The organism is Kiritimatiellia bacterium, from assembly GCA_025054615.1.
Taxonomy (GTDB): Bacteria; Verrucomicrobiota; Kiritimatiellia; order CAIVKH01; family CAIVKH01; genus JANWZO01.
Map to the genome: position 1 here is coordinate 20,900 of JANWZO010000004.1, position 15,160 is coordinate 36,059.

General features: G+C 57.2%; 4 protein-coding genes. 1 reads left to right on the forward strand and 3 read right to left on the reverse strand.

The genetic code is table 11. The features are described from left to right. The first annotated feature begins 48 nt into the window (after positions 1–48). Positions 49–327 carry a hypothetical protein gene (locus NZ740_02730; protein ID MCS6770925.1) on the forward strand — a complete coding sequence of 93 codons (279 nt, stop codon included), beginning with the start codon at positions 49–51 and terminating at the stop codon, positions 325–327. A gap of 24 nt (positions 328–351) precedes the next feature. Here the strand turns inward: NZ740_02730 and NZ740_02735 are convergent, their stop codons facing one another. From NZ740_02735 to NZ740_02745, 3 genes are all read right to left on the reverse strand, one after another. Next, complete coding sequence (locus NZ740_02735) at positions 352–3,102, reverse strand: hypothetical protein (GenBank protein MCS6770926.1); 2,751 nt, start codon at positions 3,100–3,102, stop codon at positions 352–354. An 89-nt stretch (positions 3,103–3,191) separates the two neighbouring features. Next, a complete protein-coding gene (locus tag NZ740_02740) occupies positions 3,192–4,142 on the reverse strand; it encodes a thrombospondin type 3 repeat-containing protein (protein ID MCS6770927.1) in 951 nt (316 codons plus the stop codon). Then, positions 4,139–15,094 (reverse strand): autotransporter-associated beta strand repeat-containing protein, encoded by a 10,956-nt coding sequence (locus NZ740_02745; protein ID MCS6770928.1) that lies wholly within the window; start codon positions 15,092–15,094, stop codon positions 4,139–4,141. Before NZ740_02745 ends, NZ740_02740 begins: the two co-directional genes overlap by 4 nt. Positions 15,095–15,160: the final 66 nt, after the last annotated feature.

Consider the following 15,160-nt stretch of genomic DNA (forward strand, 5'->3'; position numbering starts at 1 on the left):
CCGTCAACATGTAGAGAATCTGAAATCAGCTCGCAACAGATCATTCCGATGCGTTGGCCGCGAGAAATCGATCAGCCAGAAATACGCCTCGGAGGGCGCCGTTTCACCGGCGACGATTTCAATTCCCGTGGAGGGCCCAGTTCGACCCGCGCCTTCTGGGGACAGGGTGGAACCTGTCCCTCCAGATGCGGACCCTATGTGGAGGGCGCGGTTCCACCCGCGCCGGTTGTGGAGGGCGCCGTTCCACCGCCGCCATCGTGGATTCGATTTCCGGACGCCGTGGAAGGCGTCCCTCCAACGGTCGGGTTGGAACCCGACCCGTTCTAGGTCGATGTGGGGGCCTTGGCGCGGTCAGGGATTCTCGAGCTCGACGCTGACGCGGTAGGCACGGAAGTTTGTCACCACGCCGTCGGGCAGGGAAATGTTGCCGCCGGTGCCAGCAACGGGGCCGGCAATGGATGTCCAGAGCTGAGTCCCGGTAAGTTGTTGCGCGGCCCACAGCCGATACAGACGGCCGGTCACCGAAGGTGTTACGATGAACCGTGATGCAGCATTGGTGATCGCGATGCTCCGCAGGAAATTCGTCGCGCCACCTGGCGGAACCGGTACCGTGCCGGCGATGAATTCCTCCAGATTCGAGAAACCATCGCCATCGTCATCGGCCTGGTCCCCTGTGTAAGATCCCACAGAGCCCCAGTACGCAACGATGTATGCGGTCTGCGCGGGGCTGTAGGACGATCCCGCGGGGATCGTTTGGCAATCGTTGAGAAGTCCGCGTGAATGCGGCCGATTCGTCGACCACGAGAACGCGCCGTAGTTTGTGCCACTCCCACAGAGCTGGAGCGAGTGGCCGACCGGGCCGGTGGTTGGCTGCGCGACACCAATATCCGTGGAGGTCAGTCCAGCGGCGGGCCCGTTGGTGACGGTGAAAAACCCTTCGTAACTAATAAATTGCAGCACTTGTGTGGCCCCGTAGACGAGCGCGATGCCGTCCGGGCCATTTTGGATATTCGAAATCGCAAACCATAGTGTTCCGAACCCGTTGGACTGATCCGGGATCACGCCGGAAAGATTCGTTGAGGCATAATGGCAGAAGCAGGCGCCGCCGCCGTCGTAGAGCCACAGCGAATACCCGGTAAGATTGACTCCCGCAGGTCCGGCGATTTCCACGCCCTCGTCCACATCAACACCGTTATTGTCGTAATGGAGCTCGTTGATCCACACATTGAGGGAGGGGGCCGGACCAAAGGTATCGTCATCCGTAATCGTGAGAGTGAATGTGGCGGGGGATCCAATGCCGCCGCCGACAACGTTCGTAAGCGTGAGGATCACGGTTTCATTAGTTTCGACCAGGGCGTCATTGTTGATTGTGATGACGAAAAATGCCGAGGTGGTGGTCCCGATAAGCGAGAAGTTGGTTGAATCGATTGTATAATCGTTGCCAGAACCTAGGGTGGCCGTGCCGCTCAATGCGATCGAACCGCTAAGGTTTCCTGAAGGTTGGGTCTTGAATACAGCGACCGTGTACGCGCCGCCGGCTTCTCCGATAGATGCCGAAGCAAGCGCGAAATAGACATTGGTTGCCGGCCCTCCGCCGCAGGGTACGATATTCTGGCCCACATTAAGGATCCCGCGGCTGACCGTGCCCGTGACCCAGGTAAATGCGGCATAATTTGTACCGGCGCCGGCGAGTTGAAGCGTATCGGAAATGCCATTCTGTGTGCCGACGTTTTGAGACGTTACGCCATCCGCGGGTCCACCAGACCCTGTCATGGGGCCCTCATAGCTGATGAATTGCACCAGCGTCGTCGTGCCGCCAACGACCTTGGCCAGCGCAATGCCGTCCGGAGCACCGTTTTGCAGATTCGGCGTATCGAATGCCACGGCGCCAAACCCGCAACCTTCGTCGGGAATCGTCCCCGAGCAAAAAACGTTGCTGTAGGGCATATTCCCCGATCCATTGTACAGCACTAGCAGATAGTTACTGAGATCCAGACCTGCCGGACCTGCCAGCTCAACGAATTCGTTAGAATCCGTGCCTGGCGGGTCATAGTTGAACTCGTTAATCCATGGCTCGCCCGCGGGCGGCGGGGCAAAATCGTTGTCGTTGATCGTCAATGTAAATGTCGAGGGCGTCCCAACAGTGGCGCCGGTGACGTTTGTAATCGTCAAAACGACGGTTTCGGAAGATTCGACAATGGAATCATCATTGATTGTGATCTCTATGGCAATCGAGGTTACGGCCCCGATGAGAGAAAAATTCGTTGTGCTGATGGTGTAGTCATTTCCGGATCCCAAGGTCGCCGTCCCACCGATCGAGAGGGATGCGCTGACGTTTCCGGACGGTTGGGTCTTGTAAACCAGCACGGTATACGTACCGCTTCCCTCGCTGACGACGTCTCCCGAGACACCGAACTGAACGGTGGTTGCGGACCCTCCGCCGCGCAGGCTAAGGATGAATGCCTGATTATTCGCGTTGTTCCATGTGCCGATGCTGCCGGCGGCACGGTCGCCAAGGGCATTGTTTCCATCATAATCGGCAAGAGCCTGGTTCGGAGTCATCGCCTCCGCGGATTCATTCATACCCGAATCTCCAGTAACTGTCCGGAGCTTGGGCGAGGGCGACGACGCAAAAAATGTGTTCGTTCCAGCGACCCCGGACGCGAACGTGTGGATGGCGCCGGTTGTGCCAGACCGGCCCGATCCCGCGCCCTTGATTTGGACAATTTCATGCGTCGCAATGTCGAAGGTGCCCGATTCCGCGGCAAAATAGGTTAGATTGGAGAGGCCGACATCGAGGTTGTAGTCCCCGGAGCCGACTGTCGTATCTGCAGCCGAATCGTCCTTGCGAAGAACGATGATGGTGCCAGCAGGAAGGCTGGACCACAGCGCGTTGCTCGTGAACGAATAGCCACCTCCGTTGTCGTTGCCGCCGCTTGACGAATAATCTTTCAGGATCATGCCGCGCATGTCGAGGCCGTCCTGAATGACCAGCAATTCAACGATGTCCGGCGATGCATTTCGAAATTCGTTGATCACCACAGACTGCGCCACTGCATTTACAGTCGCGATCAAGGCGAAACATCCGATGAAAATCCTCATTACAACACCTCCAATACCTTCTTACAGATGGTACAGACTTTTTATCCTTTGATTAGCCGATTGCGAAATTGCCATGAGAGATTGCTGACTCATTCGACCAGCCGCACACGCAACACGCCTGGAGCGAGGTTGGTGACAATCGTTTGCGCAACCGCTCCCGTCGCGGTCAACTCCTCATTAACATTCGTGAAGTAAAAATCTGCTGGATCGCCTGCGAATTCGGCGTGTTGCAACTGATAGACTTTGCCGGCCACGGCATCCCACTCGACGATTATCGCGTCAGAATCCTCAACCGGATTGAGGCGGACCATTTGTAGGTGAGAAGCCGGATCCAGCGGATCCGTGCCCGCACGGACTTCATCGTGGTCACTCACACGGTCTCCATCGCTGTCCGGATTGTCTTTGTCGGTTCCGTAGCTTTTCTCCCATGAGTTGTGGAGGCCGTCCCAATCGTCATCTCCCGTATCGAGCGGCCTGTCGATCTGCGTAACGTCGATGACAAACACGCCATAGTGTGACACCGGGTTGGTGAAGACTGTGCTATCGGCATAAAATGAGGATTCCTCGCGCGTTGGCCTGTTGAAGATACGGGCGAAGATACGCGCGCCGTTTGAACGATCGATCAGCAGCGCGCCCGACACTTTTCCGAGGGCGCCAGCGCCGGGATCCACGCCGGCTCCGATGTACGTGACGGCCAGTACCTCATTGCTGGGGTGTGGCGAACCATCCGTTGACGGCGGGTAGATTCCAGCGTCTGCAGTCAGAATCTCCACACGAGCTCCGGGTTCCTCCAATGTGCCAGGAAGAACGTTCCCAAATTCGTCGACCATTGAGGCCGCAGTGTCGTACGCGAGCGGAGCGTTGAGACCCCCCCAAGCGGTCGAAGCGAACAGACCGCCAAGAAATGCCACGATGCAGGTCAGCAGGAATAGGGGGCGGATCGCTAGGGAGTATCGCGGCCCAGTGGGAACAGAAAACGGGTTCGCCGACTCCATGCGCGGCATATCCCAGCAATCCGATAACATGATCATGCTCTTCATGGTGAGAAATTCTTCGTGGGCGCGCTGTAGGTGGGCGCGTTGGTCCAAATGACAACCGACGGTTTGCGCCGGACAATGATGATGGCATCGTCCGGTTCAATGATCTGGCTCATCGCGCTGGGCATGGTGTTCGGCGAGCCGCTTGTGGCGAGCCGCCATGGCGCGTTCGAATGCACGGCGAGTGTGCTCAGCCAAATGCGCATCCTCGGTTGCGTCAGAGATCCCTGGCTGAGTCCATTCGTCGGCTGATTATTGAGAATGCGGATCTCGTCCGCGAAATTCGGATGCACGCCACCCTGGAAGCCACTGAACTGTTTGACGAAATTGGAAACGGGAATCCGTTCAGCCATTTGCTGGCTCAACACGTGAAACTCCGGCGCGTTGGTGTTTGACACGGCGGGGATGGTGCGCACGAGCGCCTGCGTGGCCAAGCGACCTACCAGCACGAGGTTCGTCGGCAAAGCATTGGTCGGCAGCTCAATGAGGAAACCCTGGCCGAGCGGAACCCGCTTGTTGTTGGCGTTGCCCGTTCCGCCGAGCTGATAGATCCAACCAGCACTGCTGGAGAGCCAAACGATGCAGGTTGGCGCAGAACCTTGATGATTGATTGCGTTGGAGTGCGCGAACCAGGATATCCGGGTCGACGATGCGAAGGTCGTCCCGGCGGGCAGCGTATTGGTGCCGAAGACATAGGCGACCGTGCTTTCCATTTCATTCGTGGTAGCCGGATCTGGGAAGCTGAACAGCGAGTACCAATTTTCGCCCGGATTCATCCGCAAAGCCTTGGCCACATAAATCTCTGCGCTTCCAACCCGAGGATTCTGGTTGGTCTTCCAACGATCCTGTCGGGCGACGCGATAGAAGCGATACGTGGTTCCGGTCAGCAGCCCGGGCGCCACGCGGTTGGTGCCTCCGAAATCGGACAATCGAGGGCGATTGGTATATTGAAGGAACTGCCACTGGCTGGTCAGGGTGTTGCGGAAGCCGTGCGGCGAATCGATAAAAATGACGTCGTAGTCGCGTAACACTGACTCATTGGTAGGACCGGTCCACTTCAAATCCAGGCCCAGATTCGCGCGGGTCAAGCCCTGAGTGACGATGAACCGGTCCGTGTTCCCAATCACGCTGGTGGCCAAGCCGATGTTCCCAGCGAGATCACGACCCTGAATTTCGATGCGATAATACGTGTCGAATTGCAGATTGGAGAGGACGAGATTGGTAAATGCCCAGTTTCCGAGGGCGTTCGAATAGCCGGCGGAAGTCCGGGTCAGAGTGATTGTTAGGGCATTTGGCGCTGGCGTTCCATTCGTATCGAGGACCTCGTAATACCGCACTATGTAGGAATCCCATGGGGACAGGGCGGAGCTATCACTCGAGCGCCATCCCGCTGCCTGAGCTTCATTGGTGCCGCCCGGCCGCCATTCCACCTTGATCTCGGAGCTTTCATCGATGCTTGGATCAAAGAGATATCCGGCGGCCGCGTCCGTTGCGCGCAGCTGGGTTGCGCGCGGCGGAGGGCTGGTATCGACGCGCACCACGAGCGGTTTGAGATTGCCGATGGCGCGGTCCGCAGGACGGTCATTGTCATCATCCACGGCGAAGACGAAGCCGGTAATGATGCCCTCCTGGTGCAGGATGCTGGCCGTGTGACTTGTCACCGAGGCCGAAATTCCGCTACCCGCGTTGGTGGTGGAGGGAACGGTCGTGCCCACGGCAGGCATCACAAGTCGGTATTCGTCAACCCCAGAAAAATCATCGACAGCGGCGGTCCAGCGAATCGTCAATTGATTCGTGCTTACCCACTCGGGGTTCGGCGTGATGTTGATGTCATCCATGTAGACCTGCACGCCCGTTGCCGCGCGCACCAGGCGGAGCGTGACCACGCCGTCCACATTTACATTCCAGCTCAGCATTTCGAATTCGGGATTCCGCGCGCCGACGAGGTGAGTTCCCAGATTTGTCCACGTGGAGCCATCGAGGCGTTCGAGCCAGACCGCGACGTCGTTCGTGGGTTCTTCCGGACCGAAGCGACCCGCAAAGACGGTGAAGGTTCCCGGATCTCTGACCGGGGGCAATTGCAGCCAGGTGTTCGTCGCAGCGGCGTTGGTGAGCAATCCGATTCGACGTGTTCCCGAGACTTTCGGGTTTAGCGAACCCCAAAGAACTTCTCCGCTTGCAATGTACGTGCCGTTGCTGACCGTGTTCGTCCACGAACCACTAAATGAAACCGTGTTGGTCCATCCGGTGGCCGGCTCAAAGGTTTCAAGGAAATTGGTCTCGTTGCCCGTCGTGCCCTCAGCCACTGCGCTTGCGATCACAGGTCCGCGAGCATCGTCGTCCGCGATTCGAACGAATCCTACCTGATGGGAGATCAGCGTCATCCGGTCGTTCGGCCGATCATCATCCGTATCCGGGATCGTGACCCACACCGGCCGGGTCGTCGTCGCCAGTGGATTGAGATGGATGTTGGTGGCCATCAACGAGCCGATGTACGAGTAGCCGAACACGCCTCCACCAAAACTCCAGATATTCGTCAGGACCTGATTGGTGGCAGTCTGGGCCGATGAGAGGCTGGCATTGTAGTTCGACACGTTGCCGACCATCACCGACCCGATGCTGAAACTCATGACCGTATTGGTACTGCCCGTGTTACCGCGGCTGACCCCGCTATCCACATCCCGGGCACCAAAAGCGAACTGGAGACCGATGGATCCCGATGCCGCCAAATCTCCATCCGATAGAGTCCAAACCGTGTTCGTACCGGTTCCACTTCGCCGGTCGAGGCTTCGCATAGTTTCCCCTGCGGCGAATGTCCCGCCATTGGTCAACACGACGAAGGGGCGGGCGGCGGCATTCGGGAATGTCAAATCCGCCAATACGGGGGTGTTTGTATCATCGTCGATAACGCGCCAGATGCCGAAGAGGGTGTTGCTGCGGTAGGCCGCATCCGACGGGCGATCGTTATCCAAATCGGCCATCGTCGCCCGAATGGGCCGATTGCTTTTTCCATCCGCGTGGAGGTCTCCAATCTGGCTGTACGAGATGGATGTAAATTGCCAGACACTCGTGGACGCCGCCCCCGTCGTGCTTGCGCTGCTGAGTCCGGCCTGATATGCCGCTGTGTTGTTCGTGGCCAAACCGCCAACCGTCACGGCCATGTTCGTCCCATCGAAGGCCGTCCCGCGCGCCAAGCCGCTGTAGGTGTCGTACGCGTTGAAACTGAATCGAATCGGGTTTGTTGATCCGACCGTCGCCAGTGCGCCATCTGTTACTTCGTAATAGGTGATGTACCCCGCATTGAATTGGAAATTATCAAACCGATTGTTGCCGAGTCCGGATACAGCATTCGTTCCGAATGTGATGCGGAATGAAATCTGCGGCGCGCCATTTAGATTGGTATACGAGGACAGATCAAACGTGTGAGTGCCCCATGTGTCGAGGGCCGGTGCCCAATTAGCATTGACGACGACGAAGGGGCCCGACCCAACAGCAACCTCAATCCGATTGGAGTCGTATCCGGTGCTGGAGCGCCGCGCCGCGAAACTCACCACGAGGTCCTTCCGGCCCGACATGTCGAGATCGAAACGGAGGGACCGCCCGATATTCCCCGATCCCTGAACGGTAAGGTCATCGCCCGCAGGATCATTCTCGTAGGAATTGAGGGACGTGCCTGTATTAGAATTGGTCGAGATCAACGTGTCGACCAATGTGCCCGAGCCGTGGCTGACGGCCATACGCGAGCCGGCATTATTGAAATTCCACGCCGCAACGAGCTCCGTGCGGTTCGTCGAAGCGAGTGACTGTGTTCCAATCATCAGCGCGACACCGCCAGGTCCAACGATGGGCGGATCCGGATCGTCATCATAGACGAGGACGGGAAGCCGGTTGGTCCGATACTGGGTATCGTTCGATCGATCATTGTCCATGTCAGCAACCGCCGTGAGCGCTGTAACCGTGCCCAGGGTGATGTTGGAATATGTCCCAGCTGGCGCACTCACTCGGTTGGTCACCGGGGTCTTGGTGCCATCCGCAAAATTGACGGGGAAAATGTTCGAAACGATTACAGACCCGTTTGTGTTCAGAAGCATGAAATACGGCGCGTGGCCGAAGGGCTTATTCGTCGCGATGAGGCCGGCGTCCAGATCGCGGACCACGTTTGTCACGCGGTAACCGCCGGCCAGCACCTGGGCGTCCGACAGCTCGGGCGAATTCCAGTCGAAATCGCCCGGTCCAATGACGTTGAACGAATAATTCGTGATGTCCAGATATCCGCTAGGGAAAGACTGCCAGTTGTTCGAATTGCTAATCTGGCTCAGAAGATACGATGCGGTGCCTGTGGTCGGCCCGATGTAGCGCGCGTTGACAGGATTCGGGGCGATCGGCACGCTCACCGCATTGACCCCATTCGTCAGCCCGCGATAAAGCATGGAATTCTGATTATTCGTGCCGCCGCCCGGATAGGCGAGGTTGGTGAACCAACCGGGTCCGAGATTCAGCGCATATAGGAACGTGATATTATCCGGATCGGTGGTGGGACTGGCCGTGCCATTATACTGGTAAACCACAATCTGGTCCCCGGCGTTATTGATGTTCGTAATCGTAAGTTCCACAACCGTACCCACGTCCATGTTTCCGGATGCAACCCAGGTATTGGTGTGGAATTCATTGAGGTTATACCAGTTGTTCGAATTGGCATCCCAGCCGCAGTCGGTGAAGAGCAAACGGGTTCCCGCCGGGAAAGGTGCAAGTACAACGAAGGAGAATCTCTCCTGAGTGTGTGCGCCATTCAACCCGATGAGCGCAACCGCGCCCGGCAACAGATTCGAAGAACCGGAGCCCCCCACGCCATCAAGGGTGAATTCGAAAAGTTCCGGTGGATTGGGGTCGTCGTCTTTCACAAAAAATTGCAAAGCGGTATTCACCGTCAACGCGCGCCAGAGCGGAATCGGGTCCGCGCCGTTGGGCGCGTTCGTCACGCCACCACCCATATTGTTGTTCTCGGCGCTCAGCGTGATGTAGAACGTGTCGTCGAACGATGAATTCGTAATCGAAAATGCCTGCCGCTGATATGTCGTCACGACCGTGGCGCCGTTCACACCGATCCAGTTCGTAAACGGCGCGTCAAACCCGAAACTCTGAAATTGCGACCCGGTACCGGCGAGGACCACCGGGTCGAAATTCGGATTCACGCGCCCGGCGCGCGAGCCGATGTTGAGAGAGCCGTTGGCGTTGGTCAGGAAGACGCCGAACTGATTGCTCCACAAAACGGCAATGTCCAGAGGATCAGATGTATTCGCCAAATCGGCATCCGTAACTGTGATGTCGTTCGATGCGCCCTGTGGATTGAGTGATATATTATAATTAGTACCGACGTAGAGTAACCGCGGCACCGGTCCATTTGCCATCGCCTGAAATTGGGCTTCTCCATCTCGACGGGTAACCTGATACCAGTTGGTGCCCACTCGAATTTCGTCGTAGTACACATGCCCGATTTGCACGCTCGACGCGGCACCGATCGCCAAACGAACGCCTGTCAAGCTTGTGATATGCCCAAAGCTCTGCGTGGTTGTGACTTGCCAGTACCCCTTCGGTTCCTCGGCAATGGAATCACTGCCGAGTTTGTACGATGTCGCGCTTAGCTCGCGGGTCGCGAAATCGTATTTCGCCACGATCACATAATCGTTGCCGACCCCGTGCAGAAGGTTGTTTGACGACACCGCATTCGCGGAGCTCTCGGCAATCCCCAGGGCTTGATTCGCGGCGGCCACCTTGCCGATAAACGCTTTTTCCGTCGAACCCTGCATGAGCCGGATGCCCGCAAACTTGTCGGTGCCGTTGTATTGGTAGTTTTGGATCCAGGCGAAGTAGACGGTTCCGTTCGTGAACGGCTGCGCAAACGCCCTCGTCGCCAAGACCGTACGACCATTGACATCGCCGTATAGGACCACTTTGTTCCCCGTGGGAGGCGGGTAGGAGGAATTGGTCACGTGGAAGGAGCCAGACGAGTAGTCCGCATAAGGATCGCCGCCCAGAATCCAGAAGTTCGACCATCCGGAACCGCCCCCACCTCCGTTCAGGGTGCCGGAGCTGGATGCGAATCCGTCGTAGATCACGGGCCCCACGCCCGGCGGCGAGATCCCGAGGAGGTCTTCCCAGGTCGTCGCAACTCGAAGTTCATCAAAGTAGGTCGTACCCGGCGTCCCGGATCCCGTTGTGCCTGCGACGAGCCGCACAGCATTGATCTGGCCAACGAGATTGCTTGCCTTGGTGACGCTAATGTCCCACGTCGCGGGCTCGTTGGTCGGTACGGAGTCGGTGCCAATCTTGAACGCGCTGGCGACAGCCTGGCCGGCTGCCCAATCATACCGGAGAATGACAAGATAATCCTGCCCGAATCCGTTGTTCATGACTCGCGTAGACGAGGTGCCGTCGATGCCTAGCCTCAAATCTGCGGTGGACACCTCTCCGGCAAACAGTCGTTCTGTCGTATTTGAAAACAGTTGTACGCCGACATATTTGCCAGAACCCGCGTATTCGAAATTCACGATATATCCCACGTAAATTCGCCCGTCTGAAATCGGCGTGGCAAGGCGGCGGCTGATTCCCAAGGTTTCACCATCCAGCGGGCTGACAGCGATCTTGTTGGCGCGCGGAGTCGGGTAGTCCGCAATCGCGGAGAAACTCAGATTCGAAACGGAGAATCGATTCGTGTCGCCGACCCAGATGTTCGTGCCCCACCCCGATCCTCCGCCTAAGTTGAACGCTTGTACACCTGAGGTGTAGGCAAACACTTCGACGATCTCGCTGACCCCATAAATCCCGACAGTTGCCGAGGCCGAAACAACTGAGGAGTAATGGTTGCTGAAAATCGAGTGAAACGCGTAGTGATTCGTGCTGCCCGGTCGCACCACGTGCTGGAGGTTCGAGCCCGCACCCTTATAAATAACCCGCGTGTGGCCGGAAATCACATCTCCGACGTTGTATAACGTCCCATTGATCGGCGCGGCGGGCGCGTTTGTTTCGCGGTGCAAAATCAGCACATCAAACGCCGGAGATTTTGTCCATCCGAGGCGGACGAATTCGTTCCCGTCATTCGTAACGCCCGCCGAAAGGACGGATGTAATCGCGTTCACCGTGAAAACCACATCAAACAGCTGCGGACTATTGGAGGCGGTATTGGGACCGACCCCGGTGTTGAACACAACGACCCGCCCCGTGTGAACGCCTGCCGCGAGATTCGTCGCCCACAGCGTCAACGAATGGGACTGTGAGTTACTCTCCGCTATGGAGACACCGGCGGTCGGGCTGACCACCAGCCATGCCGGCGCGTTGTTTGTAATCTGGTACGACAGCAACCGCTGACCGACATTGGTGACTGCAAACGACAACGTAACCGCGCCGCCGATAGTGCTTGTAGCTGCCAAGTTGCCTCCAATTCCGATGCCCGGCGGATTGTAGGCAAGGGTCGTTACCGATTGAGTATCGGAATTCGGACTCACACAGGTTCCTCCACCAACGGCCCGGACTCTGTAATAATATGTGACGCCATCGGTGAGCCCCGTCACAAGTGCACTCGTGCCTGTGACGACGCGATTGGAATATCCTGGAACAAAAGCAGATAGGATCGAATCACCAGTTAGCATTACATCATCGATTCGAAATTCCACTGAGGAAGAGGATTGAAACCGGATCCGCATATTCGTTCCGGCCATGGAAGCGGGAACATCATTCGTGCGATAGTACCAAGTTGCAGTACCGGTTCCCGTCGGCAACGATATCGTTCCGCAGGAGACCCAGTCCGTCCCATTCGTACTCGCTTCAAGCGCCAAGGAACTTCCATCTTCTGCATTCGTCGACTTTCGTACGCCGAATCGAATCCGCATATTCGAAAGCCCCGATGAGTCGATCCCAGCGATGATGAAATTTTCGCTAGGTGCATTAAGCATGACATTAAATCCGCCTGACGCAGTTGGATAGCCGGAGGAGGGAAACGTATTCCGCATATCGCCGCTTCCGCTCATGGTCAGAGCCACGTTATCGAATCGGTTGTTGCTCTCGTGAGTGGCGATGCTGTCTCCATTTGCCCCCGAAGTCCCCATCGATTCGTAAAAATTCGTGACCGAAACAGATGCGGAAAACGTCGAAGAGGTTGCCACATCGAGTCGATAGGAAGTAGCTCCCGCCAGGGCAAGCCAGTTTGCCGTGAAATTCGTGTAACCGATGCCGCTTGCGGCTGTCACAGTTGGCCCCGCCGTGTAACACGGCGTGGTGAGGGAGAACTCGGAACCGTAGCCTGTGCCCGCGCTGTTTTGCGCAAAGGCACGATAATAATAGGTGACGCCCGGCACCAAATTCGTCATGATCGCAGTGAATACTCCGGTCCCTGCACCATTGGTGGTTTGAGCTCCAGGTACAGTCGGCCCGGGCGAGGTGCTCCATACGACACCGCGATTGGTCACGCTTGCGCCGCCGTCGGAGGTCACGTTCCCGCCGCTCGTTGCCCATGTCAAATTTGTGTCTGAAGCCTCCGTCGTTGTGACTATCGGCGGGGATGCGCCGGGCGGAGAATACACGAGCTGAAGATTGGTCCCCGACTGGGCCACGCTGAAGGATCCGCCAAAAGATGGCGTGAATCCAGCCGTATTGACAGCAAAGCGGGACGGATCGAAACCAGAAATGCTGGATCCATTCATGATGGTCCAAGCATAGGACCCGGCGCTGTTGAAGCCGGCGGGATTCCCGTTCAAGTAAATCGTGAAGGTTCCCGACGGGGGAACAGTCAGCACACCGGAACCCGTTACCACGTCCCAATGAGTTCCTGGCGAGCCGGACACATTTGAAATGTCGAACGTATAACCCCCTCCGCTTTGAAGCGTGATCGATCCCGCGGTCAGGACACCCGTGCTGCCCGCCGAGTTACCTGGGCTGACGAGTCCGCCGATCGTCAAATTTCCAACCGTGCCGGTGCCGGAAAGCGTAGCCCCCGTTATCACCAAAACAGCGGAATTCGGAATGGATCCGCTTACCAGAAGGGTCCCGTTACTGACGGTCGTCGGACCGCTGTACGTATTATTCCCCGACAGAGTCAACGTACCAGTGCCTTCTTTGCCCAAACCGCCTGTTCCCGAAATGGTACCTCCGAAAGTCGTGCTGGAATTGCCCGCTATGGTCAAATGGCCGGATCCGAGTGTCACAGATCCGGACCCCGCGAGTGATGCCACGCGGGTATTGTTGTTACTCAAATCGAACGTGCCCGCACTGCCGACTGTCACCGCAGTGTTGGACGAAAGCCTGTCGACGCCACTCATCCTCAACGTGCCGCCATTCACGACGGTTGAGCCCGTATACGTGTTGACACCCAACAATACGACCAAACCGGGTCCTTGAACGGCAAGACCTCCGCTCCCGCTAATCGCACCGCTCGCCACCACTTCTCCCGCACCGGTGACTGTCATTACGTGGCTGCCGAGGCTAATGGTCGAATTGAACAGGATCCGCGTTTCATTGCTGACCGCGAATATCGCATCCCCGCTGAGCGTCGTCGCCGCCAATTGCAACGTGGAGGTGCCAGGCGATTGCACGAAGGCGCCTTTTATGACGGTCAGGCGATGGGCACCGATGCTAAGGGTGCCGAGTCGGTTGGAATGATTCGCTGGGGATGTCCCTGCCCGGTCCGGTGTGATTCTCGCGTCTCCCGTCACCGTTACCGGATATTCGTTGAGCGTCAAACCGGTCCGGCCAAGCTCGAGTTCACCCCCGGCAAGGGTGATGCTGCATGCGGCAGGGCCGATCGGATTGTCCACGTTACCGAACCGCACTTTGCCGGCCTGAATCGTCAATGTACCGCTGGTCCGACCGGCTCCCGCGGCCGAGCCAAGGATTAGTTGACCCAGTCCCGTTTTCGTGAAATTTCCGGAGCTCTGAAGAGATCCGAGCGTCAAAACCACGTTATCATCGATGTCAAATGTGGGAGGCGTGGCGCTGAAGGTTGTATTGCCGAATGTCAGTCCCGCTGAACCGCTGCTCACGTTCGGCCCAACCGCAACTCGCAAGGTACTCGCGTTGATGGTCAATGTCCCCATGGTGCTGGTGATTCCAGAACCGCTGGAGTATCGACCGACGGAAATTGTTGTGTTCGTGTTGATGGTGGTGTTGCGATTGAAACTGATATTTGCGTCATTTCGGAGTCGAAGCGCAGTCCCGGTGGCGCGGATGAATATGCTGCCGCTGCCCAAGGCCGAGGGACTGCGACCTGCCTCGACGGCGCCAGTGAAGATATTGATGTCTCCACTGAACGTGTTGTTGTTCGTCAAGATGACCGTGCTGTTTTGAAGAACCGTCAACCCGCCGGCTCCGGAGACAACACCAAACAGCGAGACGGTCCAACCGTTGTTCCCCCAAATGTTGATTGGAGATCCCTGATTGTTGAGGGATCCACGAATCGTGAGGCTCCCATTGATGGGGTTAATTTCAAGAGGATCTGCAAAATCTCCATCGCCTTCGACAGAATGTTCGATCGCATGATGACCGGTTGAAAGATTCTCAATCTTGGGGTCGGCTCCACTGAAATCGTACAGTCGCACGGCATTCCCGCGATTCGTTCGGCTGACTGTCGCTGAGGAACCGAAAATGATTTGATGAATATTGTAGGTGCCCGCCACGTTGTTTGTCGTGACAGGACGATGATTGTTGTTGAAACGGAGGATATTTCCGGGAGGCGGCTCATTCCATAAACCGCCGGGATCCCATCGCGCACCTGCCGCCCCCTGTCGCCAAAATTCATCCGGCGCATCGCTTCGCCAGTCGTACACAGTTTGCGCCAATGAGGACCTCAATCCCCCCGGAATGCCGCAAAAGATTCCTATCAAAATGCAGATCAGGTAAACCGGTTTGACGCCGAAAGCGACCGACCGCGCATGTCCCCATGTGCTGATCAACGAAGCCGACAACATGGCTTTCCATCCAAATGCCGATCAGATTCAAAATTTACATCAGGACACAAATCTCATGCGTTTGAA